Consider the following 25,887-nt stretch of genomic DNA (forward strand, 5'->3'; position numbering starts at 1 on the left):
TTATGCCTTGTTGAAAAATTCAAATAATTGCTTTGCTACGCTAATTTTATCAAATTCTTTTGCACGCAAAAAAGCCTTTTGTCTATATGAAGCTTTTAATGCTTCATCATTGCACATTTTTTCTAAGCCTTCTTGCATGGCTTTTTCATCATCTACTTTTACTAAAAGTCCAAACTCATCATCTAAAAATAGCTCCCTTGCCCCACTTTTATGATCGGTACAAAGTACGGCAGTATTACAAGCTAGGCATTCGATTAAAACATTGGAAAAGCCTTCAAAACTTGAAGCAAAAGCAAAAAAGTCACATTTGCTCATGTATTTATAAGGATTTTTATCAAAACCTAGTAAAAAGATTTTGTCTTTTAAATTTAAAGTTTCTATTAAAGCTAAAAGCTCATCTTTTAAAATGCCCTCGCCTAAAATGACTAATTTTAAATCAGTTTTAACTTTTGCATAAGCTCTTATAAGCATAGCATGATTTTTACCATGATCAAGCCTACCAACACTTAATATAAAAGGATCTTTAAAGTCTATTTTTTCTTTAGATTTTTCTATAATGTTTTCTAAGTCTATGGCATTGTATAAAATATCGCATTTTTTAGCCTCTATATTGAAATTTTGTATTAAATCTTCTTTGTTTCCTATAGAATTTGCTAAGATTAAATCTGCTTTGTTATAAAGTTTTTTAATAAGAAATTTATTGATAAAAGAATTTAGATTATTATGTTTATAAATCACACTTGGAGTAGTGCATTCATTGATAATAAGGGTTGACTTAAGTCCTAGGGATTTTGCCATTAAAGCAATATAATTAGGTCTATTTAATAATACAAATTGCAAATTGATTTTTAAATCTTCGCAAAGCTTTTTGTATTTCATAGCTAGCAAGGGTAGTTTTAAAAATTTAGCTAAATTACTTTCGCTTGGATTTGATTTTTCAAGGTAGTGGATATTAACTTCAGGAATATCATATGATATTTTGTCATTCATTAAAATTAAATGTATTTCATATTTTAAATTTAATACAGGCAATAGCGTAGATACAACCCTTTCAGCACCACCACTTCCTAAAGAATAAATAAAAATTGCTAGTTTTTTCATTTTAAACCCTTACTTCTTTGATTAAATCAAGCCATTTTTGTGCTACATTGGCCACTTCATAATCTTTACATCGTTGCTGTGCATTAAGCGCTAGTGTTTTTCTTAAATTTTCATCTTGCATTAAAAGTGCGAGTTTTTCGCTTAAAGCTTTTTCATCATCTAAATCTACTAAAAATCCATCTTTTCCATCATCAATTAAATCTTTATGACCGCTTGTGTATTTAGTGCTAATGCGCGCTACTTGATAATATAAACTTTCAAGCAAAACTGTTGGCAAGCCTTCTATGAAAGAGCAAAGGCAGATTATTTTTGCTTTTTTATAAAGATCTTGCATATTTTCAACTTTACCTAGAAAATTAACTTTGATATTTAAATTCTTGGCTTTTTGTTCTAAATCTTGTCTTAATTCTCCGTCACCTGCTATGAAAAAGTTGTATTGTTTTTGTAAATTTGTATCTAGCCTTGCTATGGCTTTTAAAAACATAGAAGCATTTTTATTATGATCAAGTCTGCCTACGAAAATGACATTATTTTCTTTTTCTAAATTTTCTTTAACAGGGCTAAAATGACAAGGATTTGGCATATTGATAACTTTTTTAACAAAGTTTTCATAGTAATTTTTATCATCATTACTTAGCACGGTTAAAGCATTTGCATGAGGAAAACTTATACGGCGTAAAAACTTCCAAATTTTAGATTTTAAATAAGTATAAGAGCTATGTTCGCTAATGATTAAAGGTGTATTTAAACCTTTGTTTGCCCAAATGCAAGCAATATTAGTTGTATCTAAAAATGAGATAAAAACATCGCTTTTGTGGTCTTTAAGTGCTTGTTTTAAGGCTTTGAATTTTTTAATGCGTGAGGCTATTTTATTATAAAGAGTGGAAAAGTCAAACTGCTCTAGGGTAAAAAGTTTGATTTTTGGCTCAAGCTTGTAAAAAGAGTCTTCTTTGTGAAATTTAATAATATTTATTTCATGATTTTTGCAAAGTTCATTAGCTAAAGTGACTAATACTCTTTCAGCACCGCCTGAATTTAAAGTAGCTATGATGAAAGTGATTTTCATACTTGTTCCTTCAAATGCCCATGTTTTACTTCAAATACTCTATCACAACCTTGTATAGTTGAGAGCCTATGGGCTATGATGATGAGGGTTTTATCTTTTGAAATTTTATAGATTTCTTCCATGATTTTTGCTTCACTTTCTTGATCAAGAGCACTAGTTGCTTCATCTAAAACTAAAATTTCAGGTTGTTGGTAAAGCGCTCTTGCTATGGCTATTCTTTGTCTTTGGCCTCCACTTAAAAACGAACCTGAATCACCTACCTTAGTATGCACTCCATCTTCAAGTGAATTTACAAAGCTTTCAAGATTAGCTTGTTTGATTACCTTATGTAAAAGCGCTTCATCTACTTCTTCTCCAAAGCTAATATTTTTAGCAATAGAATCATTAAAAAGATAAATTTGTTGAGGTATGTAGCCAATTTTACTTCTAAAACTTTTTATATTGCTCTCATCAAGCTTAATTCCATCTACAAAAATAGCTCCATCGCTTGGTTTTAAAAGCCCTATGATAAGATCAACTAAAGTACTTTTACCACTTCCACTTTTACCTATAAAAGCGATTTTTTCATTTTTCTTAAGCTCAAAATTTAAATTTTTAAATAAATTTTTCTTGCCCTTATAAGCAAAGAAAAGATTTTTCAAAACGATTTTTTCTTTAAAATCAATACTTTCATCGCCTAGCTTTTCTTCTTTTTCATTGAGCATGTTATAAATAATATCTAAAGAGTTTTTATAATATGTGATTTCATTATAACTTGTGATGATACGATTAGCACTTGGCATAAGCCTATAAAGAGCCACCACAAAAATAGTAATAGTTGCTAAGATAGAGGAAATATCACTTTCATATCTTAAAACTAAATACACCACGATAAAACAAAGCATACAAAAACCTATACCTTCAAGGTAAATTCTAGGAATGCTTGACATGCTTTCATTGCTAATATTTGCTTTGGCAAAAAGCCCACTTTGAATTTCATAAAGCTTTTGTGTGCTTTGTTCTTTGGTTTTGAGTTTGATGATTTTAAGGTTGTTTAAATTTGCATTTAAAATTTCAAAATAATTTTTCATTGCCTCTTCTCTAGCTATGGAAGCTTTTTTTACCAAGGGTGAGAGGATTTTAATCAAAATAAAAGCATTTAAAAGTAAAAAAGCACTTAAAGCTAGGGTGATTTTATAGTTGATAATTAGCAATAAAGTATAAAGTAAAAACACCACAAAGCTTTCACTTAGCATAAGTAAAAAAGCACTAATTAAAGTGCTTAAATGAAATACTTCTTGAGTAATAGTTTTTAAAAGTTCTGATTGATTTTTGTTAGTAAAATTTTCATATTCAAGGTGTAGGTATTTATCAAAAATACGACAAGCAAGGCTGTGGTAACGCCCTTTAGAAAAACGCGCAAGCAAATGAAAATAAAAGGCATTTAAAAAGGCTCTAAAAATATAAAAGGCGATTAATATACAGCCAAAATAAGCAATAATCTTATAACTTGGTAAATTTAAATACTCATATACAGGTTGAAAATAGGAGCTTTTTTCTAAAAGCTCAAAATTACTCGCCACTGATACAAAAGGCATGATCAAAGAAATAGCAAAGCTTTCTATAAATCCTATAAAAATAGAAAAAATTAGCAAAGCAAATAAAAATTTCTTATCATGGGCATTGAGTATGAAAAAAAGTTTTTTTAACACTGTTTTTCCCACTCATAAGCACTTTTACAGATTAATTCTAAATCATCATATTTTGGTTTCCAATTAGTTAGGGTTTTGATTTTATCAGCATTTGAAATAAGCACAGAAGGATCCCCAGCTCTTTTTGGTGCAAGTTCTACTGTGAAATCCACCCCGCTTACTTTTTTCATAGTTTTAATAACTTCTTTTACGCTAAAGCCATGTCCATAGCCTACATTGAAAATATTACTTTCATTATTTTCTAGGTATTCTAAAGCAGCTAAATGCGCACTTGAAATATCATCAACATGGATAAAATCTCTAATACAAGTGCCATCTTTAGTATTATAATCATCGCCAAAAATATAAAGCTTTTCTCTTTTTCCTGTGGCTACTTCAGCAGCAACCTTGATAAGTAAAGTAGCTTTTGGATAGCGTTGACCTATAGGATAACTCATGCAAGCACCTGCTACATTGAAGTATCTTAAAATGCAATATTTAAATTCAGGATTAGCCATATTAGCATCTTGTAAGACTTTTTCGCTCATTAGTTTGCTTTGTCCATAAGGATTAATCGGTGCTAATGGACTTTGCTCATCTACGATAGGAGTTTGTGGCTCTCCATAAGTAGCTGCGGTTGAAGAAAAAATGAATTTTTTCACACCTGTTTCTAAACAAGTTTGGATTAAGTTGCTTGTGTTTGCGGTATTGTTCATATAGTATTTTAAAGGATTTTCCATACTTTCAGGAACTTCAATACTAGCTGCAAAATGCACAATTGCATCAAATTTTTCTTCTTTGAAAAGTTTTTTAATCCCAGCATAATCGCTTAAATCTTGCTCAAAAAACTTAAAAGGTCTGATTTTAGAAAGTTCATCCAAACTTTTTTTGCTACCTTTTGAAAGATTATCTAATACACAAATTTCATGATTTGTTTCTAAAAATTGTTTTAAAGTATGAGAGCCTATGTATCCTGCGCCACCGGTGATTAAAATTTTCATTTTTATCCTTTTTGTGATATTTAATAATAGTTATTTTAATATACTTTTCTTAATTAATTTAAAACTTGCTCTTTTCTTTTTCTATGGCCTCTAAAAATGGCTTTTGATAGCTTTTATCGCTATGTTTTTGCAAAAGTTCTTCTTTGAAATTTTCTAAAATATTAAGATAATCTTCTTGGGTTAAATTACCTTTAATGAGTTCGTATTTTAAAAATAGCATATAGGTGTTTAACACATCACTTTCGCAGTATTCGTGAATTTTTTCTAATTTGTTTTGATAAAAAAGTTCTAATACTTCATTTCCATGCACATCATATTTTCCAGGAAGTCCTGCCATAGCACAAAGCGTGTCAAGTCTTAAGCCTTTTTGACCAAAACTTCCTAAAGATTCTAATAAATCACAATGTTTATTTTCTACAAATTTGCTTTTGTAGTTATTCCATTTATCGCTTGCGTCCAAATAAGCACTTGCGTTGATATTGTATTTTAATGCTCTTATAACAAGCAAAGGCATGTCATAGCTTTTGCCATTAAAACTTACAAGGCGGGGTTGGTGTTTATCTATGAAGTTAAAAAACTCTTCTAGCATTTGTTTTTCATTTTCGCCTTTGATTTTATTGACTTTGATGAAATTTCCAAATTTATCTGCAATCACTGCACAAATGCTTACAACTTTATGAAAAGGTAGGGGTAAAAATTCACTTCCACTTTCTTCTTTTTGTCTTTCTAAAGCTTGCTTGCTAATGCTTAAATCATCGCCATTAAAATCATAAAGATGTTTTATCAATTCTGCATCAGGAATGCTCTCACAATCAAAAACGCAAATATATTCTTGCATGATAAACCTTTTTTTAAAAAAATCTTTGTTAAAATCATAACAGAAAATTTAAAAATAAAGTAGTATATGAAAATAGGTTTGGTTAAATTATCTGCACTTGGAGATATCATCCATGCGGTAATTGTTTTACAATTTATTAAAAAGCATTATCCTAAGGCGAGTATTGATTGGTTTGTAGATGCAAGATTTGCAGGATTATTGCAAGATCATCCAATGATCAATGAAGTTTATGCCCTGCCTTTAAAAGATAGAAAATTCAAAGAAGTTTTTGCTATGCTTTTTGAAGCTAGGCAAAACAAATATGATGTTGTGATTGATTTGCAAGGTTTGATTAAATCCGCTTTAGTGAGTAAATTTTTATGTGCTAATACTTTTGGTTTTGATCAAGAAAGCATAAAAGAAAGCTTTGCGAGCAATTTTTATGCGCATAAATTTGCGTGTAATTATGAAGAAAATATTGTCGTGCGTAATCTTTCTTTGGTGGCTTATGTTTTAAATGAGCATTTTGATCATAGTGATATAGAATTAAAACAAAGTTGCTTTAGTATAGATGATGAGTTAAAGGAAAGCTTAGAGCAAAGATTATCTTTGAATGAAAGTGCGCCTAATATACTCATACATGTAGGATCATCTATGCCAAATAAAATTTACCCAAAAGAGCGTTTGATACTACTTTGTAGAATGCTTTTGGAGCATTTTGCTAGTGCAAAAATCATACTTGGCTGGGGCAATGTAGGGGAATTTAATTTTGCTAAAGATATAGTTTTAAATTTAAAACATTTGAAAATAGAACTTGCGCCAAAATTAAGCTTAAGCGAGCTTTGTGCTTTAACTAAGGCAAGTGATTTGATTATCGGAAATGATAGTGGGCCTACTCATTTGGCCTTTGCACTAAACAAGCCTTCTATAACGATTTTTGGTGCTACTCCTAGTCAAAGAAATACCTATGAAACAAATATCAACAAAACAATCAATGCAGGTAAAAAAATACTGCATTCAAAACATATAGATAAGAGTGATTTTTGCATACAAAATATCGATGAAAAAGATATTTTTAAACTTGCTTGTGAGCTTTTAGAAAAATGATAAATTATGTATATCTAAGCCTTTTTTATATACTAAAAGCTCTTGTGAAGATTTTACCTTCAAAGCTTTTAAACTCTTTTGCAAATTTGGTTGCTTTGATCACTTATAGGCTTAATCACAAACACCGCAAAATCATTGACACAAACTTAAAAATTTGCTTTCCTGAAAAAGATCAAAAATGGCGTGATGAAACTAGTCTTAATATCTATAAAAATTTTGCTAAATTTGGGATTGATTTTATCAAAAATCAAAATGCAAGCAAAGAGGAAATCATCAATAAAATTTGCTTTGATGATGAGGAACAAATTTTAAATATAATGCAAAGTAAAAGACCCTTGATCGTAATTACGGCTCATTATGGTAACTGGGAGCTTTTGGCTTTGTCTTTTGGGGCTAAATTTCAAGGAATTTCCATAGTTGGAAGAGCACTTGATAGCGTGATAATGGATAAAATTTTAAGTAAAAATCGCACGCAATTTAATATAGAGCTTATAGAAAAAAAGGGCGGGCTTAGAAAAATGCTAAAAGCCTTAAAAGAAGGTAGATCGCTTGGAATTTTAACCGATCAAGATGCAGTGGATAGTGAAAGTGTAAAAATACAATATTTTAACCAAGAAGTAAATTTCATAGCAGGTGCAAGTGTACTTGCTAAAAAAACAAATGCTATGATTTTACCTTGTTTTGTGTATCAAAAAGATGAGAAATTTTTTGTAAAAACTTTTAAGGCTTTAGACGCAGGTAAGGCAAGCATAGAAGAGCTTACTAAGTATCAAGCAAAGTGTTGTGAAGAGATGATTAAATTTAAACCTGATGAGTATTTTTTCTTTCATAAGAGATTTAAAAGATATAATCATGAGTTGTATTTATAGGATATAAAATGGATTTAAAGCAAATTAGTGTGATAATGATTGTTAAAAATGCTCAAAAAACCTTAAAGGCTTGCTTGGAATCTTTGCAAGAATTTGGTGAGATTGTTTTAATAGAAAATGATAGTAATGATGATACTTTAAAAATTGCTTATGAGTTTAGTAAAAGCTATAAAAATATCAAGATTTATCAGCATAAATTTATAGGTTTTGGACCTTTGAAAAATTTAGCCATAAGTTATGCTAGCAATGATTGGATTTTTAATATTGACGCAGATGAGCTTGCTAAGAAAGAATTTTTACAAGAATTAGGGCAAATTGAGCCTAATAAAGAAGATATTATAGCCTTACCAAGAGAAAATTTATATAATGGAGAGTGGATTAAAGCTTGTGGGTGGTGGCCTGATCATGTAATGCGGGTGTTTAATAAAACCCATACTAATTTTAATGAAAATTTAGTACATGAGAGTTTGATTTTACATGAAGATAGTAAAAAGATTAAGTTGCAAAATGGTTTGAGACATTTTGCGTTTGATGATATCGATAGTTTGCTAGATAAGCTTCAAAAATACTCTAAGCTTTGGGCTTTGCAAAATTTACACAGAGAAAGTAGTGTTTGCAAGGCATTGCTAAGAGGAATTTGGACTTTTTTTAGAAATTATGTTTTGAAAAAAGGGATTTTTTATGGCTATAAAGGCTTTATCATAAGTACTTGTAATGGTCTTGGGGCCTTTTTTAAATATATGAAATTGTATGAGTTAAAAAAACAAAACCCAAAAACTTGTGCTTTAATCATCACAACCTATAATCAAAAAGAAAGGCTTGCTTTGGTGCTTGATAGCGTTAAAAACTTAGAGCCTTTACCAGATGAGGTTTTAATAGCTGATGATGGAAGCAGGGAAGATACGGCTAAGCTTATACAAGCTTATCAAAAGGATTTTCCTTGTAAGTTAGAGCATATTTGGCAAGAAGATGAGGGATTTCGTGCTGCGGCAAGCCGCAACAAAGCGATTAGAGCTTCAAATAGTGAATATATTGTTTTAATCGATGGTGATATGATTTTAGAAAAAAACTTCATTAGTGATCATTTAAAATTTGCTAGTTTAAAGACTATTTTGCAAGGCTCAAGAACTATTTTAAATGAAAATGAAAGCAAAGAACTTTTAAGCAAAAATGATTTTAGTTTGACATTTAATAAAAAAGGTTTTAAAAATCAAAGAAATATTTTTTTAGCTAAATGTATATATAAATTTTCAAAACTAACTAAGAAATTTTTTAAAAAATCACAGCTTGTTAAAGGTAGTAAAACTTGCAATATGAGTTTTTATAAAAGTGATTTTGAAGCCATTGAAGGTTTTAATGAAAAATTTATAGGTTGGGGCAGGGAAGATAGTGAGTTTGTAGCTAGATTTTTATTTAATGAGGGAGTGTTTAAAAGGCTTAAATTTAATGCTCTGGCTTATCATATCTACCATGAAGAAAATAGCAAAAATATGCTTGAAATCAATCATCAAATTTATCTTGAAACTATAAAAAATGAAAAAACAACTTGGAGATAAGGCATGAAAACCGTAGGCGTAGTAATCCCCATATACAATGTAGAAAAATATCTAAAAGAATGTTTAGATAGTGTAATCAATCAAACCTATACTAACTTAGAAATCATACTCATAAATGATGGTAGTACAGATGAAAACTCACTCAATATTGCAAAAGAATATACTCTAAAAGATAAAAGAATCACTCTTTTTGATAAAAAAAATGGTGGTTTAAGTAGTGCTAGAAATGTAGGTATAGAATTTTTTTATGGTGAATATGAAATACAACATATTGAACAAGAAAATGAATTAAATATTTTTAATATTACTGGTAATAACCCGCAAAATATTTATAAAATTTATAAACATAAAAATGCTTTAGTAGATGATAAATTAGAAATTCCAAAGATTGATTATATTATCTTTTTAGATTCTGATAATTATTGGGAGTTAAACTGCATAGAAGAGTGCGTTGCGAGAATGAAAAATGTAGATGTATTATGGTTTGATCATGCTTGTATTTATGATGATGGCATAGAAGATAAAGGTCAAAAGACAAGGATGAATATATTTAATTTTACTCAAGAATGCACTATCACTCCAAGAGACTATGCTAAACAGGCTATAAAAGTAGGTTCTAGGGATATTTCATTTAGTTGGGGCGGTATGATAGATTTTTCATTTTTAAAACAATTAAAACTTAAATTTATTAACAAAATTATCAATGAAGATATTTATTTTGGCATGGTTTTATTTAGCTGTGCTAGTAATATTTATATTTTTCCTAAAAGATTGTATTTGTGCCGTTTGAGAGCAAATAGTATATCTAATCATGACAAAAAAGTTACAAGGGCAAATGTGTCAGAGTATTTTAAAGACTTATATGAATTTTTTGGAGAAAATGCTAAAGAGGCAAAAAATTATTTAAAAGCAGCAAGTAGGATGATAACAGCTTTAGAATTAATAGAATTTTTTAAAGATCAAAAAAGTGAAAATGTATTGGCTATAAAAGAGACATTTTTGCCTTTTTATGTAAAAAAAGCTTTGATGATTAAAAAATTTAAAAAAGATCCTTTAAATTTAAAGGAAAAATTACCTATAATTAAACCTTTTATCCAAACAAAAATTCCTTATGATCTTTGGAAAATTTGGCAAAAAATAAAAAGTATTTTTAGATAAAATCAACTTTGCATGATGATTTTATCTATCATTGAATCTTTTTTTATAGATTTAAAATGCGTGAGTTTGTGTAAAAAACTTTGCTTTTGAATTTCTTCCCAAAGAGTTGGATTAAATTTTTCTTTGGCGCTAAATTGTAATAAATGGCATTCTATATCGCTCATATTTTTATAGGTATCATTTACAAAGCCATGTTTTTTTAAAAGTTCAAAGATAATTTGAAAAGTAAAATAATAAAAGTTATTAGAGTTTTTCTCATTTAACCAATAATATATAAGTATGTTTTTCATAGCTTGGATATTTTTGTGATGAGATTTTGAGATTATAAAACTATTTAGCATTTTAACTTTAAAATCATCATTCCAGTTAAAATATCCATAAGAAAAATACCCACTTTTGATAAATTTTTTCAATTTTTCTTTACTAGGTTTTGTTTTTGATCTTTCAAAGGTAAAAAAATCTTTATTACAAAGTTCACTAGGAATTTTAGAGCTTAAAAATATACTTGCATCACACCATATACCTCCATAAGTTGTAAGCAAGCATACTCTTAAAAGATCTGAAAAAAAAGTTATAGTTTTTTCTCCAAAAAAATTATTTTCTAATTTTTCTATAACATATGGTGGAAAATCAAGATACTCTTTTATATTATCTTTATCTAAAATGATGATTGTGTAGTCATCTTTCATTTGACTTTGCACTGAATTGAAACATTGTTGTATCATAGGTGAAGCTTGATTTTTACCTTGATACCAAAATTGCCAAATAATTTTATCGTTTTTAAAATGATGTTTTTTTTCAAAATCAAAATGAGGAATTTTTCCTTCTAAAAAAGGATTGACATAGTTGTTTAAAAGATAATTAGCCACTTTAGGGTGTTCTAACTTATATTGAATATGATTTCTTAATTTTCTTCTTATTGATTTTATGGGTATAAAATTACATAAATTATTACATAAATTCATGATTTTAAGTCTTTATGTTATGCTTTCAAAAAATCAATCAAAGGCTCTATATATTCATGGTCTAAATTATAATGTTCTAAACATATGTTTTTTATTCTGTTTCCACAAGCTTGATTATAACTATATATAAGATTTTTATTTAATTCTTTTTTGTTTAAATTTGTATTCCCTTTATTTTTGAGGCAATTAATATATTCTTCAAAGCAGATAATAAAACAAGGATGTTTTGCTATTTTTTTTAATAAATCTTCAAGTTCACCATTATCTTTATTATTTGGTAGTAAAAATATTTTTATTTTTTGTAAATTTATTAATTGCTGTTCTAAATTAGTTTTGGTTTTTTGGTAATCATTATCCGCATCAAAAACTATATAAATCTTTTCAACTCTTTTATCATTTATATCTGATTTAACCAATTCTAAATTAGATAAAGAAAAGTTGTTGCTACCTACAGATATAGTTTCAAATTCATCTATTTTAATTTCTTTGCATAACGCATCTAAGAAAAATTTATCACTTTTTCCTTCTACATAAATTTTAATCATTTGCACTACTTTCTAAGCTCTACACCGTTATCTAGCAATTCTTTTAGCTGCTGGAGTTGGTAATATTTACAATAAACATTTTCTTCGTATTTGTATATATTAAAGATACCTAGATCTGTAAATTCTTTTTCATTTGTTACTTTTTCAACAATAGATAAAAATTCTAAGCTATGGGTAGATATAAAAATCTGAATATTAGTGTTTTTATTAAATTCTATTAAGGATTCTATAAGTTTTTTAGTTGTTTTATAATGTAAACCATTTTCTATTTCGTCTATAAGAATATAATTTGCTTCATTGGAAATTAAAGCACATATATAGTTAAAAAATTTTATAAAACCATAACCAAAGATTTTAATTGGAACTTTTTGATTAAAATTTGAACTTTTTATAAGAATTTCCCCGTTGATTTCTTCTACATCTTTTATGCTTTTATCAAAAATTTGTAAATATTTGACTAATTGTTCTTCTTTATTGTCAGTGCGGATATTTCTTAAGAAGTGAATAGATTCAAAAGAAAATACATTAACAGGAAGATAAATAGAATTATTTTTATTTAGATATTTTTTAGCTTCATATCGTCTTTCAACAACACCAGTTCTTTCTGTATCTTTTATTTCTTTTATTGTTAAAGTATTTTTTTGTTCTTTTGTCTTGTGTTTGTATTCAAAAAGTATTTTTGTATCCTCGTTTTCGTTTAAATTATCTAATATAGAAACTACTAATTCCTTCTCTAGAGAAATTTTCAACGATGATAAGATATCTTTATTTGTTCTCGTGGATATAAATATTTTTTTATTCAAATCAAAATTATTAAATAGATATCTAATATTTTTTTTATTTAACGGAAAATTTCTAAATGTATCATAACTGTAAATTAAATTTTTTATGCAATCTTGTGATAAGGCTAAATAAATAGCTTCTAAAATACTTGATTTACCACAATTGTTTTCACCAGTAAATATATTAATATTTCTAACATTATTAATCTCTAACTCTTTTATAAGTTTATAATTTTCAATTTTAATATTATCTATCATAGTTTATTCCACCTTAGAATCAATATTTTAGATTTTTATTTATTATCTTAACTCATTTCGATGATATAATATCATAAAAATATTAAGGTTTGTATAATGCATGAAACAACTATCATTACAGCTTTTTATAATATTGGTAGAACCACAAGGGGTAATGATCAATATCTATCTTATTTTGATTTTTGGTCAGGACTTAAAAATCATGTGGTTATTTATACTACAGAAGATATGAAAGAATTGATTTTAGAAAAAAGAAAGCAACATCATTTAGAGGGTAAAACTACAATTATTGTAAAAGAATTAAATGAATTTGATCTTCAAACTTTAAATAAAATCAAGGAAACATTTAAGAATTATAATCAAACTTTGCATCGTAAAAATCCTAACAATATAGAGTGTATTTCTCCGCTATATTGCTATCTTATGTACCTAAAACCCTTTTTTGTTTGCGATGCAATAGAAAGAGGTGTTGCGAGTGAAAATATAATGTGGCTTGACTTTGGTTTTAATCATGGAGATAGCTTTTTTATCAACAAAGATCAGTTTAATTTTTTACTTGAAAAACAAGAAAATATAATTAATGATAAAATCAATTTTTTTTCTATAAAAGATCAAGAAACAAACACTATTCCTGAAATTTATTATAATATGGAAATATTTATTATAGGTAGTATTTTTTTTGGAAATAAAAAATCATGGTTCGATTTTAAACAACACTTCCAAGAGTGTATGCAATGTTTTTTGTCGTTTAATATAGTAGATGATGATCAAATTATGCTTTTATGGTGTACAAGAAATTATCCTCAAAATTACAATATAATCAGATGTTATGAATGGTTTGGCTCATTATTTAATTTTATACCAAAAGAAATTAAAAATACTATTTTATTCAAAAGAAAAGATAGCAAGTATTATAAACTAATTAAAGAAGAAATAAAAAATTCTAAAGATAAAAAATTTATGCTAAAAATGAAGATGTATTTTAAATATATATATTACAAATTTATAAATAAAAAAAATGTAGAGCTATAGATTTTTTATTTTGTTGAGGATATTTTTTCTAAAATTTTTTATTTTTTTTCGTTGTAGTCTCAAAATGAATTTATGAATAAAATTTTTGGCTATATTTTTATAATACAAATCATATTTATGAATTTGAAGACAACTGACAATATACTGACAGAATAAATAGTGATGAGTATTGTAATTATAAGCAGAAAGTTTTTGAATGCAGTATTCTAAATCTTTAAGATAGCTTTTTATTTTGTTGATATTTTTTTGGTTTGTAGTCGAGTTGATATTCTCACAATTGTAGTTATATAAGCATTCTGAAATTGTTTTGATTTTTGTTATATTTTTAGTGTAACTTGCAAAAATTAAGGCATCTTCGGCCATTGTAATTTTGTTACTTCTTAAATCAAGATCATTAAAAGCTTTCAACAAAATATCTTTTTTAAATAACTTGCCCCATGCATTCCATATAAAGTTATCTTTATTGATTAGATAAATAAGGTAATCTTTTGTTGAGTAGATGTTAATAGAGTGGTTTTTTATAGGAGTTTTTGTTCCATTTATGATATATGTATTAAAACAAATCATTTCAATATTAGTATTTAAATTTTTAATACATTCTTCACAAGCATTAAGCTCTAAATAATCATCGGGATCTAAAAATATTATATAAGGTGAAGTTGCTACTTTAACACCTTCGCATCTTGCTCTTAAGAGTTTTAAATTCTCTTCATTATGTATGATTTTTATCCTATCATCTTTACTAGCATATTCTTTAGCTATATCTATACTTTTATCATTACCGCAATCATCTACTATAATGATTTCTATATCTTTAAAAGTTTGGTTTATACAACTTTCTAATGCTCTAGCTATATATTTTTCCACATTATATGTTGGTAGTATGATGGAAATTTGACTCATTTTTTACCTTGGAATATTTTTTTAGGATGACGAAGATATAACCTAAAACCTTTGTTTTTCTCATTTTCTTTTTCTTTTTTTGCTTCTAGTAATCCTATAAGTTTTTCAGGGTGTACCATATGCATAGGATTTTGTGTGGATTTTATAGGTAATTCTAATGAGTTAATTTTGTCTTTATGAATATATAAAAAAATATTTTGTCTGTACCAAAAATCAATTTTATCGTTTTCCCAAAATAAATTTCTAATATCAAAACATAAATAATCGTATTTTTCAAATAAATTCGCCCAATATTTTGGTGGTTGTTCATTGATATGTTCTAATCCTCCTTGATTAGGAATAGCTGCAGAGAATAAAATAATATCTGAAGTTAATGTTAGTAATTCTATAAAATTTTGAGCATATTTTTCATCAATATGCTCAGCGACTTCTAAACTTTGAGTCAAATTGAATAATTTTGAATAATTTTTATTAATATCTTTTAACGATTGTTTTATATCATCTAAAATTGTATTTGCGGTGGTTGTTAAGTCAACTTTTTTATAATTATGTTTGTCAATATAAAAAAAGCTTTCCGATATGTCATTTCCATCGACTCCAAAAATTTCTATTAATTTGTTTTGTTCTTGCCATGCTTTAAGCCATGTACCAATACCACAACCAACATCCAATACGCTTTGAATATTTGGGATAAAATTATTTATTATTGGTATAATTTCTTTTGCTGACTGATAACTTCCCTGAGATTGTTGTTTATAAAATTCTTCATCATATATAGACATTTATTATTCCTCTCAATCCTATTTTTATTTTTTTAATTTTGCCATAAAATTGCTTTATTTTTTATATAAATGTTATTATTGCACAAAAAATATATGAGAAGTTATAATGAAGAATATATTAGTCACAGGTGCAGATGGTTTTATAGGTTCGCATTTAGTTGAAATGCTTTATACACAAAGCAAAGACAAGAATTCTTTGTTTTATGGTTATAAGATTAAAGCTTTAAGCCAGTATAATTCTTTTAATTATTGGGGTTGGCTTGAAGATATAGAGTGTTTAAAAGATATTGAAGTAGTTTGTGGAGATATTAGAGATCCACATTTTTGTAAAAATATCACTAAAGATGTAGAAATCATCTTTCATTTAGCAGCTTTAATAGCCATACCTTTTTCTTATGTTGCTCCAGATAGTTATGTAGATGTTAATATAAAGGGTACTTTAAATATCTGCCAAAGTGCATTAGAAAATAATGTAAAGCGTATTATTCATACAAGTACAAGCGAGGTTTATGGTACGGCTTTGTATGTGCCTATTGATGAAAAACATCCTTTGCAAGCACAAAGTCCATATTCAGCAAGCAAAATAGGTGCTGATGCTATGGCAATGAGTTTTTATAATGCTTTCAATCTCCCACTGACCATAGCAAGACCTTTTAATACCTATGGCCCAAGGCAAAGCGCAAGGGCGGTGATCCCAACTATCATCACTCAAATTGCAAATGGAGCTAAACAAATAAAGCTTGGAGATGTAAGTCCTACTAGAGATTTTAATTATGTGAAAGATACTTGTTTAGGGTTTTTAGAGTTAGCTAAATGCCAAAAGGCTATAGGTGAAGTGGTAAATATAGGATCAAATTATGAAATAAGCATAAAAGATACTTTAGAACTCATTAAAAAACTTATGAAATCAAATGTAGAATTTATCACAGAAAATGAACGCGTTAGACCCGAAAATAGTGAAGTATTTAGGCTATGGTGTGACAATAGCAAGATTAAAAGCCTTACTAACTTTTCACCACAATATGATATAGAAAAAGGTTTAGCTCAAACTATAGAGTGGTTTAGTAGTTCTTTAAATTTAAAAAAATATAAAAGTGATATTTATAATATTTAGGATTTTTGTGAAAGAAAAAATAATCATTATTGGAGCTGGAGGACATGCAAGAGCATGTATGGATGTTATAGAGCTTGAAGGTAAATTTGAAATTGCTGGTTTTGTGGATAATGATATAGAAAGTGCGTATTATCCATTGCTTGGGAATGATGATGATTTAAAAAAATTATTTAAAGAATATAAATATGCCTTAATTGGTATTGGACAAATTAAAACTTCATTGCCGAGAGTGCAAATTTATGATAAGTTGAAAACTATAGGTTTTAGATTGCCAACTATTATTTCGCCGCTTGCTCATGTGTCAAAAAGATCTTTTATTGATGAGGCAAGTATAATAATGCATCATGCCTTGGTAAATACAAATGTCAAGATAGGTAAAGGTTGTATAATAAATTCAAAAGCATTAGTTGAACATGATGCTATAATTGAAAATTTTTGTCATATTAGTACAGCTAGTGTTGTTAATGGGGGTTGTTTGATAAAGCAGCATAGTTTTTTGGGGTCAAATAGTCATTTAAAACATGGTAGTATTTTAGGCGAAGATAGTATAGTATATATGAAAGGAGTATAATGATGAAATATTGTGATTATTGCGTAATGCCAGATACGAGACCAGGGATAAAATTTAGTAAAGATAAAAATGGTAAAAATATTTGTTCAGCTTGTGTAAATCATAAAAATAAAGAAAATATTGATTATGAAGCTAGATTTAAAGAATTAGAAAAACTTTGTGATAAATATAGAAGAATGAATGGTAAGTATGAGTATGATTGTGCTATTGCGGTAAGTGGGGGCAAAGATTCTCATTTTCAAGTACATATTATGAAAGAAAAATTAGGAATGAATCCTATTTTATTTAGCGTAGAAGATAATTTTACTATGACTGAAGCTGGGAAGAAAAATTTAAAAAATATTTCTGAAGAATTTGGCTGTCATCTTATAAGCTTAAAACCTGATATAAAAACTCAAAAAAAAGTTATGTTGAAAACCTTTGAAAAGTATGGAAAACCTACCTGGTTTATAGATAGATTAATCTATTCTTACCCTTTTTGCTATGGCTTTGAAATTTAATACACTTTTGCTTGTCTATGGGGAAAATATTTCATATGAATATGGCGGGAATGACAACATTGAAACTCCTGATGCAAGTGGTATTTTTTTAAATGGGGTAGCAAGTGATTTGGATATTAATGAATTTATAGATGATGAAATAAAGGAAGAGAATTTGCAATTGTTTTTTGATCCTAGCAAAGATAATATTGGCAAGTTATATCCTATATATTTAAGTTATTTTGTTAGGCGGAATTCTTATTCTAATTATGTTTTTGCCAAAAATAGAGGCTTTAGTGATTTAAATGGAGAATGGGACAGGAGGCATTGTGCTGAAAATTTTGATCAAGTAGATAGTATTGCTTATATTTTACATGCTTGGATGAAATATCCAAAATTTGGTCATGCTATGGCTAGTGATTATGCTGCTAGATTTGTAAGATATGGACTTTTAAGTAGAGATGAAGCCGTAAAAATAGTAAAACAAAAAGATCACAATTTGGATAATAAATGCATAGAAGATTTTTGTAGTTTTTTAGGTATTTCAAAATCTAAATTTTGGAGTATAGTAGAAAAGCATTATAATAAAGAGTTATTTTATAAGAATGAATTTGGAGAATATAAATTAAAAAATGAAATACAATAAAACCCTTGTTATAGCAGAAGCTGGAGTTAATCATAATGGTGATATAAATTTAGCTAAAAAGCTTATAGAAGTAGCTAGTGAAGCTGGGGCTGATTTTGTAAAATTTCAAACTTTTGTAGCTGAAAATTGTATAAGTAAAAATGCCAAAAAAGCAGAGTATCAACTCCAAGCTACTGATGAAAATCAAAGCCAGCTTGATATGGTTAAAAAACTAGAACTTTCCAAACAAGATCATGAAATTTTAATAGAACATTGTAAAAAATTTAATATTAAATTTCTTTCCACTGCTTTTGATTTAGAAAGTATTGATTTACTTATAAAATTTGATATAGAAATTTTTAAAATTCCAAGTGGAGAATTAACTAACCTTCCTTACTTGAAAAAAATTGCTAGTTTTAATAAAAATATCATCTTATCGACAGGAATGGCCACTTTAGGTGAGATTGAAAAAGCTTTAAATATTTTGGTGCAAAATGGCACTCAAAGAGATAAAATCATCATTTTACATTGTAACACTGAATACCCTACACCTTTTGAAGATGTAAATTTAAGGGCTATGCAAACTTTAAAAAAAGCCTTTTGCTTGCCCGTAGGATATTCTGATCACACTTTGGGTATAACTATACCTATAGCAGCTGTAGCTATGGGAGCTTGTGTGATAGAAAAACACTTTACTTTAGATAAAAGTATGCAAGGGCCTGATCATCAAGCATCCTTAGAACCTGAAGAATTAAAAGCTATGGTGAAAGCTATAAGAGAGTTAGAACAAGCTTTTGGAGATGGTGTTAAAATTCCAAGCAAAAGTGAAAGTAAAAACAAAGCCATTGCTAGAAAATCTCTTGTAGCTAAAAAAGTTATAAAAAAGGGCGAATGTTTTAGTGAAGAAAATCTTACCACAAAGCGACCAGGGGATGGAATTTGTGCTATGAAATATGATAAATATTTAGGTAAAATTGCTAGTAGAGATTATATTGAAGATGAGTTAATTGATGAGTAGAAAAATTTGTGTTATTAGTGGTACTAGGGCTGAGTGGTATTTGTTAAGAAATTTATGCAAATACATTGAACAAGATAATGAATTAACTTTGCAGCTTATTGTTACAGCAGCTCATTTAAGCCAAGATTTTGGTTTTACTTATCAAGAGATTGAAAAAGAATTTAAAGTAAATAAAAAAATTCCCATTTTGCTTAATAACAATGATGGTGTAGGTATTTGTAAAAGTATGGGGCTTTTACAAATTTCACTTTGTGAAGCTTTTGAAGAATTAAAACCTGATATTGTGGTGATATTAGGCGATAGATATGAAATGCTCTCTTGTGCTAGCGCTTGTTTGGTAATGCAAATTCCCTTAGCGCATCTTTGTGGAGGTGAGCTTACTTTGGGAGCTATTGATGATAGCATTAGGCATGCTATTAGTAAAATGGCGCATTTGCATTTTGCTAGTACTCAAACTTATGCAAATAGAATTTTGCAACTTGGAGAAAGTAAAGATAGAGTTTTTAATGTAGGTTCTCTAGGGGGAGAAAATATCAATAATATGAATTTTTTAAACAAGGAAGATTTGCAAAAAGAATTGAATTTGATATTTGATGAAAATATATATTTAATAACTTATCATCCTCAAACGATACAAAAATCAAGCGTTAAAAAAGAAATAAAATTATTGCTTGAACTTTTAGATAGTTTGGAAAATTCTACTTTAATTTTTACGAAAGCAAATGCTGATGAGAATGGCTTATATATTAATGAGCTTTTAAATGAGTATTGTATAAAACAATCTCATAAAGCAAAGTTATTTGATAATTTGGGCTCTAAAAGATACTTAAGTTTAATGAAAATAGCAAATATGCTTATAGGAAATAGCTCAAGTGGAATTTGCGAAAGTCCTTTTTTAAGAATTCCTTGTATCAATATAGGTAACAGGCAAGAAGGAAGAATTTTTGCTGATAATATTATAAATTGTGATATTTATCATTTAAAACAAGCGTTTTTGTATGTTAATACCAAAGAATATCAAGATAAGCTAAAAAATTTCATTAATCCTTTTGAGTGTGAAGGTAAAAATACAAGTCTAATGATAAAGGATATTTTAAAAAATATTTCTTTGGAAAAAATTTTATATAAAAAATTTGTGGATATACAATGAGTATTGAAAAATTAAAACTTGCTAAAAATGCAAGCATACAAGAAGCTTTAAAAATTATAGGTAGCGAGCGTGTTAGAATAGCTTTGGTGGTAGAAAATGATAAATTTTTAGGTGTAATTAGTGATTCTAACATTAGAAGAGCTTTATTAAATGGCAAAAAGCTTGAAGATAGTATAGAAACAATTTATACTAAGAATTCGTTAACCATTAAAGAAAATACAAGTAAAGAAGAGCTTTTAAAATTAGCTAGTCAAACTGATATTTATGATTTTCCTGTCTTAAATAGTGAAAATGAAGTCATAGCTATAAAATCTATTGCTTCAATTCTTAAAGAAAAAAGTTTTGAAAATGAAGTAGTTCTAATGGTTGGAGGTCTTGGAAGTAGATTGGGTGAACTTACCAAAAATACTCCAAAACCTATGTTAAAAATAGGTAAAAAACCAATACTCGAAAATATTGTTTTAAATTTCAAAGAACAAGGTTTTAAAAAGTTTATATTTTGTGTAAATTATAAAAAAGAAGTTATTTGTGATTATTTTCAAGAAGGCAAAAGTTGGGGTGTTGAAATTTCTTATATTAAAGAAAAACAAAAGCTTGGCACTGCCGGGGCTTTGTCTTTGGTAAAAGATATGAAAAAATCATTTATTGTTATGAATGGAGATATTTTAACTAAACTTGATTTTGATCAACTTATTCAAGAGCATAAAAAAAGCAAAGCAGTGATGAGTGTGGTACTTAGAGAATTTGAGCATCAAATTCCTTACGGTGTTGTGAAAATTTCTAACAACGATATAAAAGATATAGAAGAAAAACCTATACAGAAATTTTTAGTTAGTGCTGGAATTTATGTATTAGAACCAGAAGTTTTAAAGTATATCAAAAAAGATGTGTATTTAGATATGCCTAATTTGATTAAGCGATTGTTAGATAAAAAATTAAAAATAAATTCTTATATATTACAAGATTATTGGATTGATATAGGAAGACTTGAAGAATATGAAAAGGCGATTGTGGATTTTCAATGAAAGCTTTGATTATAGGATTTGGTAGTATAGGAAAAAAACACTACTTAGCTTTAAAGCACTTAGGTTATGAAGTTAGCGTAGTTTCAAGAAGTTATAAAAAGAATGATTTGCAATGCTTTAAGAGCTTGCAAGAAGTAAAGTTAGAAGAAATTGATTTATTTGTTATAGCAACTATAACGATAAATCACTATGAAACTTTAGAATCAATCGATAAAAAAGTAAAAGGCAAAACTATTTTAGTTGAAAAGCCTTTATTTGAAAAATATAGAGAGTTTAACTCTATCAATGGTAATTATATTTATGTAGCTTACTTGCTACGCTTTCATCCTTTAGTGGAAAAAATAAAAACTATTATACAAAAAGATCAATATATTTATTTTGTTGAATTTAATTGCTCATCATATTTACCAAACTGGAGAATTTGTAATTATACTCAAAATTATAGTGCAAAAAAAGAATTAGGTGGAGGAGTTTTATTGGATTTATCCCATGAGCTTGATTTAGCGTATTATTTTTTTGAAAAATTAAAATTATTATATGCTCAAAATTTAAAAATTTCTGAACTTGAAATTAATAGTGATGATTTTGCATTTTTATCTTTAAAATCTAAAAAAGAATTAATTCATATCAAACTTGATTATTTTTCTAAATTTACAAAAAGAGAGATTGTTTTGCATTCTCGTGATAAAACTTATAAGGCAGATTTAGTCAATAACAAATTATACATTTTTGGAACAACTACCTCGTTGCAGGTGGAAGAATGCCAAAGTGATACGATAAAAAATTTAATAAGTCTTCATGAAAAAATTATAGAAAAGGATTGTAGCGTGTGCAATCTTTATGAAGCTTTTGATGTTTTAAAATTATGTGATGAAGTCAAAAGGAGATCTAGTGAATAATATTTTATGCACAATATGTGCAAGAGGTGATAGTAAAGGGGTTAAAAATAAAAACATTAGAAAAATTAATGATTTGGAATTAATTGCTTATAGCATAATCCAAGCTAAAAATTCTCAACTTTTTAAACATATTGTAATTAGTACAGATAGTGATGAAATAGCACAAGTTGCTTTAAAATATGGCGGAGAAGTTTTTTTCAAAAGAGATGAAAATTTGGCAAAAGATGATAGTGCTAAATTGCCTGTTATAAAAGATGCTTTGTTAAAAAGCGAAGAATATTTTAATACCAAATTTAACACCATAATAGATCTTGATGCTTCTGCACCTTTGCGAAATAGTAAAGATATTTGCAAAGCATATGAGCTTTTTAAACAAGAAAAAAAGTCAAATTTAATTACAGCTACTCCAGCAAGACGCAACCCGTATTTTAATCTAATAGAAGTAGATAATGATGAGGTAAAAAAGTCTAAAGAAGGAAATTTCACTACGCGTCAAAGTGCTCCAAAATGTTATGATATGAATGCTAGTATTTATATTTTTACTAGGGAAAAATTGTTAAAAAATGATACTTTATTTGGAAAAGATACGAGCTTGTATATAATGGATGAAAAGACAGCTTTTGATATAGATAGTGAGTTTGATTTTGAAATAGTAGAATTTTTAATCAAAAAGGCTAATTTAAAACAGGAAGATTTTTAATGATTAAAGATAAAGTAGTATTTATAATAGGAGCATGTGGCCGTATAGGAAGTGCTTTGAGCAAGGCGTGTTTAGAGCATAATGGAAAAATTATCATTGCAGATATTAACGAGGAAGGATTATTTCACTTAGCATCAAAATTAAATAATAAAGAACGCATTTTAAGCAAAAAAATTGATATAAACGATTATAAAGCAATTGAAGATTGTTTAAAAGAAGCTATTTTAAAATTTGGAAAAATTGATGCTTTTGTTAATTGTGCTTATCCTGTGAGTAAAGATTGGGGGAAAATTGCTTATTATGAAGCAAGTTATGAACAAATTTGTGAAAGTTTGAATTTGCATCTAGCTAGTTTTATTTTTATAGCTAATATAATGGTAAAATTTTTTAAAAAGCAAGGCTTTGGAAATATTATTAATTTAAGTTCGATTATGGGTGTTTATGCACCTAAATTTGAAAATTATAAAGGAACTTCCATGCAAAGTTCTTTAGAATATAGTGTGATTAAAGCTGGCATTAATCATCTTGGTGTTTGGCTTGCTAAGGAGCTTTTTAATACAAATATAAGAGTAAATAGCGTAGCCTTTGGTGGTATAAAAGACAATCAACCCCAAGTGTTTTTAGATGCTTATAGAAAGTGTTGTGCTTCTAAAGGTATGTTAGATGCTAATGATGTGTGCGGGACTTTGATATTTTTAATGTCAGATTATTCTAAATTTATAACAGGACAAACTATAATAGTAGATGATGGATGGGGACTTTGATGAGTATTTTAGAAAATAATATTAATGCAGTGTTTGATCATAATTTAAAAGAGCAATTAAAAAAAAGTAAATCAAACTTATCAAATAGTGCAAGGTGATGATAATTTAGATATAAATATTATAGACGGGGGGGGGGTATAGGCTTTATGATAAGCCGCTAGAAGAATTAAATAAAACATTAAATTTATACAATGATAAATATCTTTTATATCCTATATTATTCTTTTATGGTTTTGGAAATGGAATTTTATACAAAGCTCTTTTGCAAAATCCAAATCATAAGGTTATTTTAGTATTTGAATCTGATGTAAATATAATTTATACTATGTTTAAAGCGATAGATTTTTCTCAAGAATTAAAAGAAAATAGATTATTACTACTAGATCCAAATAATGAAAATATCAATGATTTGAAAAATTTGTTTTTAAGCAATTTGATATTTAAATTTTTAAGGACTTATTTTTTAGAGATACATTGTGATTATTATGATGACAAGTATCAAGAAGAAATTTTGAAATTAAATTCTTTAATACAAGATGCTATAAAAGAAAATATAATTTCTATTGGAGATGATCCATTAGATGCCTTGCGAGGTATAAAACATTTTACACAAAATATTCCTAAAATGATAGCCAATCCAAGCTATAAAGAATTATTAAATAAAAGAAAAAATTTAAGTGATACAGCTATAATAGTCTCAACAGGACCTAGCTTAACTAAACAACTTCCACTTTTAAAACAATACCAAAACAAAGCCAGTATATTTTGTGCTGATAGTGCTTATCCTATACTTGCAAAAGCAAATATTAAACCTGATTATGTTTTTTCACTTGAAAGAACTGATTTTACTAGTGAATTTTTTAACAATGATTTTGGTGAATTTGATAAAGATATATTATTTGTTATTAAATCAGTTACTCATCCAAATACTATTAAGTATTTAGAAAAAAATAAAAGAAAATATATGATAGTTTCAACTCCAGAATATTTTTTTAAATATTGTTCTTTAAATGATTTTGGGTATTTTAACATGGGATGGAGTGTTGCTCATATGGCCTGTTATTTATCGGTTCATTTAAAACATAGTAATATAATATTTATTGGGCAAGATTTAGCTTATAATGATATAGGAGAATCCCATCCAAAAGATTATCAAAATTCATCAACTTTCGAAACTGATACCTATGAACATATAGATGTGTTGGGGTATGGTGGAATAGGCCATGTTAAAACACATAAAACATGGATTTTTTTTAAGAAAGTACTTGAAAATGATATTCTTACTTTTAATAAGATGAATATGAAAATTTACAACTGCACTGAGGGTGGAGCAAGAATAAATGGAGCCATTGAAGAGCCTTTTAAGCAAGTATGTGAAAAATTATTAAAAAAGATTTGAACAAGCCTTTTACAAAACTTGAAAATTTAAATTTAAATAAACAAAATGAATTATTATTAAAAGCATATTATAGAATAAATAAAGATATACAAATTTGTGAAAAATTAAGTAAAAATTTTAATGATGAGTTGGAACTAGTATCAAACGATGTTGATTTAACAGGTTATCAAAATAATAAAGAGTTATTAGAAAACATTATGCATCAAATCAATACGATTAAAACAAAAGTAGAAGGTTTATTAATGCATAGTTTATGTGAAGTACTTAATCCTTTAATCAGACAATTTGAATTAAATTTAGCAAGAATTTATGTGTTAAATCCAAAAACACAAGAAGATAGCTACAATAAATCAATGCTTTGGATAAAAGAACACCTAGATTGGATAAAATTAATCATAGCTCATATAGACTCTCAAAAGGAAGTTTTACAAAGAAGTATAGTTACAACTAAAGATGAGCTTATAGAAAAAGGTTTTCTAAATTTAGTAGAAAAAATCGAACAAAGAGCTTTAAAAAATGTCAATTTTTGAT

22 protein-coding genes and 3 pseudogenes are annotated in these 25,887 nt (G+C 27.5%); 15 read left to right on the forward strand and 10 right to left on the reverse strand.

The annotated features are described in order from the left end of the window. From L8X28_RS02295 to L8X28_RS02315, 5 genes are read right to left on the reverse strand one after another with little or no spacing between them, the layout of a single operon-like run. Positions 1 to 1,101 carry a glycosyltransferase gene (locus tag L8X28_RS02295; protein WP_263665406.1) on the reverse strand — a complete coding sequence of 367 codons (1,101 nt, stop codon included), beginning with the start codon at positions 1,099 to 1,101 and terminating at the stop codon, positions 1 to 3. A gap of 1 nt (position 1,102) precedes the next feature. Continuing rightward, positions 1,103 to 2,167: a glycosyltransferase gene (locus L8X28_RS02300; protein ID WP_263665407.1), complete on the reverse strand. Its 1,065-nt coding sequence runs from the start codon at positions 2,165 to 2,167 to the stop codon at positions 1,103 to 1,105. Continuing rightward, a complete protein-coding gene (locus L8X28_RS02305) occupies positions 2,164 to 3,858 on the reverse strand; it encodes an ABC transporter ATP-binding protein (protein ID WP_263665408.1) in 1,695 nt (564 codons plus the stop codon). The genes L8X28_RS02300 and L8X28_RS02305 overlap by 4 nt, the downstream gene beginning before the upstream one ends. After that, entirely contained in the window at positions 3,852 to 4,838 is a 987-nt protein-coding gene (galE, locus tag L8X28_RS02310) for a UDP-glucose 4-epimerase GalE (protein ID WP_263665409.1), read from the reverse strand. Before galE ends, L8X28_RS02305 begins: the two co-directional genes overlap by 7 nt. A gap of 58 nt (positions 4,839 to 4,896) precedes the next feature. Next, on the reverse strand, positions 4,897 to 5,676 hold the full coding sequence (locus L8X28_RS02315; RefSeq protein WP_263659287.1) for a 3'-5' exonuclease: 780 nt from the start codon (positions 5,674 to 5,676) through the stop codon (positions 4,897 to 4,899). 66 nt (positions 5,677 to 5,742) lie between these two features. On the opposite strand from L8X28_RS02315, the gene waaC reads away from it, so the two are divergent. From waaC to L8X28_RS02335, 4 genes and pseudogenes are all read left to right on the forward strand, one after another. Further along, positions 5,743 to 6,762 carry a lipopolysaccharide heptosyltransferase I gene (gene waaC, locus L8X28_RS02320; protein WP_263665410.1) on the forward strand — a complete coding sequence of 340 codons (1,020 nt, stop codon included), beginning with the start codon at positions 5,743 to 5,745 and terminating at the stop codon, positions 6,760 to 6,762. Then, positions 6,759 to 7,631 carry a lipid A biosynthesis lauroyl acyltransferase gene (locus L8X28_RS02325; protein WP_263665411.1) on the forward strand — a complete coding sequence of 291 codons (873 nt, stop codon included), beginning with the start codon at positions 6,759 to 6,761 and terminating at the stop codon, positions 7,629 to 7,631. The genes waaC and L8X28_RS02325 overlap by 4 nt, the downstream gene beginning before the upstream one ends. Before the next feature lie 8 nt (positions 7,632 to 7,639). Then, on the forward strand, positions 7,640 to 9,187 hold the full coding sequence (locus tag L8X28_RS02330; protein WP_263665412.1) for a glycosyltransferase family 2 protein: 1,548 nt from the start codon (positions 7,640 to 7,642) through the stop codon (positions 9,185 to 9,187). A gap of 3 nt (positions 9,188 to 9,190) precedes the next feature. Beyond that, positions 9,191 to 10,361: pseudogene (locus L8X28_RS02335) on the forward strand (glycosyltransferase family 2 protein). Here the strand turns inward: L8X28_RS02335 and L8X28_RS02340 are convergent. From L8X28_RS02340 to L8X28_RS02350, 3 genes are read right to left on the reverse strand one after another with little or no spacing between them, the layout of a single operon-like run. Next, a complete protein-coding gene (locus L8X28_RS02340; RefSeq protein WP_263665413.1) occupies positions 10,348 to 11,310 on the reverse strand; it encodes a capsular polysaccharide synthesis protein in 963 nt (320 codons plus the stop codon). The pseudogene L8X28_RS02335 and the gene L8X28_RS02340 overlap by 14 nt on opposite strands. Before the next feature lie 17 nt (positions 11,311 to 11,327). Then, the gene (locus L8X28_RS02345) at positions 11,328 to 11,855 is read right to left on the reverse strand and encodes a DUF3226 domain-containing protein (RefSeq protein ID WP_263665414.1); all 528 of its coding nucleotides are present in this window, start codon (positions 11,853 to 11,855) and stop codon (positions 11,328 to 11,330) included. 5 nt (positions 11,856 to 11,860) lie between these two features. Continuing rightward, positions 11,861 to 12,895, reverse strand: coding sequence for an AAA family ATPase (locus L8X28_RS02350; protein WP_263665415.1), 1,035 nt, complete (start codon positions 12,893 to 12,895; stop codon positions 11,861 to 11,863). Between the two features lie 96 nt (positions 12,896 to 12,991). Here L8X28_RS02350 and yibB point away from each other — a divergent pair, with 96 nt between their 5' ends. Further along, the gene (yibB, locus tag L8X28_RS02355; protein WP_263665416.1) at positions 12,992 to 13,927 is read left to right on the forward strand and encodes a protein YibB; all 936 of its coding nucleotides are present in this window, start codon (positions 12,992 to 12,994) and stop codon (positions 13,925 to 13,927) included. Here the strand turns inward: yibB and L8X28_RS02360 are convergent. Then, positions 13,922 to 14,830 carry a glycosyltransferase family 2 protein gene (locus tag L8X28_RS02360; protein ID WP_318529627.1) on the reverse strand — a complete coding sequence of 303 codons (909 nt, stop codon included), beginning with the start codon at positions 14,828 to 14,830 and terminating at the stop codon, positions 13,922 to 13,924. The genes yibB and L8X28_RS02360 overlap by 6 nt on opposite strands. Continuing rightward, a complete protein-coding gene (locus L8X28_RS02365; RefSeq protein ID WP_263665417.1) occupies positions 14,827 to 15,612 on the reverse strand; it encodes a class I SAM-dependent methyltransferase in 786 nt (261 codons plus the stop codon). The genes L8X28_RS02360 and L8X28_RS02365 overlap by 4 nt, the downstream gene beginning before the upstream one ends. Before the next feature lie 106 nt (positions 15,613 to 15,718). Here L8X28_RS02365 and L8X28_RS02370 point away from each other — a divergent pair, with 106 nt between their 5' ends. The 10 genes and pseudogenes from L8X28_RS02370 to L8X28_RS08400 all read left to right on the forward strand — a co-directional run bounded on the left by L8X28_RS02370 (position 15,719) and on the right by L8X28_RS08400 (position 25,886). After that, positions 15,719 to 16,726, forward strand: coding sequence for an NAD-dependent 4,6-dehydratase LegB (locus L8X28_RS02370; RefSeq protein WP_263665418.1), 1,008 nt, complete (start codon positions 15,719 to 15,721; stop codon positions 16,724 to 16,726). A 7-nt stretch (positions 16,727 to 16,733) separates the two neighbouring features. Then, a complete protein-coding gene (locus tag L8X28_RS02375) occupies positions 16,734 to 17,297 on the forward strand; it encodes a NeuD/PglB/VioB family sugar acetyltransferase (protein WP_263665419.1) in 564 nt (187 codons plus the stop codon). A 2-nt stretch (positions 17,298 to 17,299) separates the two neighbouring features. Beyond that, positions 17,300 to 18,422 (forward strand): annotated as a pseudogene (locus L8X28_RS02380) (N-acetyl sugar amidotransferase). After that, positions 18,409 to 19,419 carry an N-acetylneuraminate synthase gene (gene neuB, locus L8X28_RS02385; protein ID WP_263665420.1) on the forward strand — a complete coding sequence of 337 codons (1,011 nt, stop codon included), beginning with the start codon at positions 18,409 to 18,411 and terminating at the stop codon, positions 19,417 to 19,419. The pseudogene L8X28_RS02380 and the gene neuB overlap by 14 nt, the downstream one beginning before the upstream one ends. Then, positions 19,409 to 20,569 carry a UDP-N-acetylglucosamine 2-epimerase gene (gene neuC / locus L8X28_RS02390; RefSeq protein WP_263665421.1) on the forward strand — a complete coding sequence of 387 codons (1,161 nt, stop codon included), beginning with the start codon at positions 19,409 to 19,411 and terminating at the stop codon, positions 20,567 to 20,569. The genes neuB and neuC overlap by 11 nt, the downstream gene beginning before the upstream one ends. After that, a complete protein-coding gene (locus L8X28_RS02395) occupies positions 20,566 to 21,594 on the forward strand; it encodes a nucleotidyltransferase family protein (protein ID WP_263665422.1) in 1,029 nt (342 codons plus the stop codon). The genes neuC and L8X28_RS02395 overlap by 4 nt, the downstream gene beginning before the upstream one ends. After that, positions 21,591 to 22,493 carry a Gfo/Idh/MocA family protein gene (locus L8X28_RS02400; RefSeq protein ID WP_263665423.1) on the forward strand — a complete coding sequence of 301 codons (903 nt, stop codon included), beginning with the start codon at positions 21,591 to 21,593 and terminating at the stop codon, positions 22,491 to 22,493. The genes L8X28_RS02395 and L8X28_RS02400 overlap by 4 nt, the downstream gene beginning before the upstream one ends. After that, entirely contained in the window at positions 22,486 to 23,193 is a 708-nt protein-coding gene (locus L8X28_RS02405) for an acylneuraminate cytidylyltransferase family protein (RefSeq protein WP_263659304.1), read from the forward strand. Before L8X28_RS02400 ends, L8X28_RS02405 begins: the two co-directional genes overlap by 8 nt. Beyond that, positions 23,193 to 23,957, forward strand: a complete 765-nt coding sequence (locus tag L8X28_RS02410) for an oxidoreductase (protein ID WP_263665424.1) — start codon at positions 23,193 to 23,195, stop codon at positions 23,955 to 23,957. Before L8X28_RS02405 ends, L8X28_RS02410 begins: the two co-directional genes overlap by 1 nt. Continuing rightward, positions 23,945 to 25,886: pseudogene (locus tag L8X28_RS08400) on the forward strand (motility associated factor glycosyltransferase family protein). The gene L8X28_RS02410 and the pseudogene L8X28_RS08400 overlap by 13 nt, the downstream one beginning before the upstream one ends. The last annotated feature ends 1 nt before the right edge of the window (position 25,887 follow it).

Source organism: Campylobacter sp. CNRCH_2016_0050h, from assembly GCF_025772605.1.
GTDB classification, from domain to species: Bacteria; Campylobacterota; Campylobacteria; order Campylobacterales; family Campylobacteraceae; genus Campylobacter_D; species Campylobacter_D lari_D.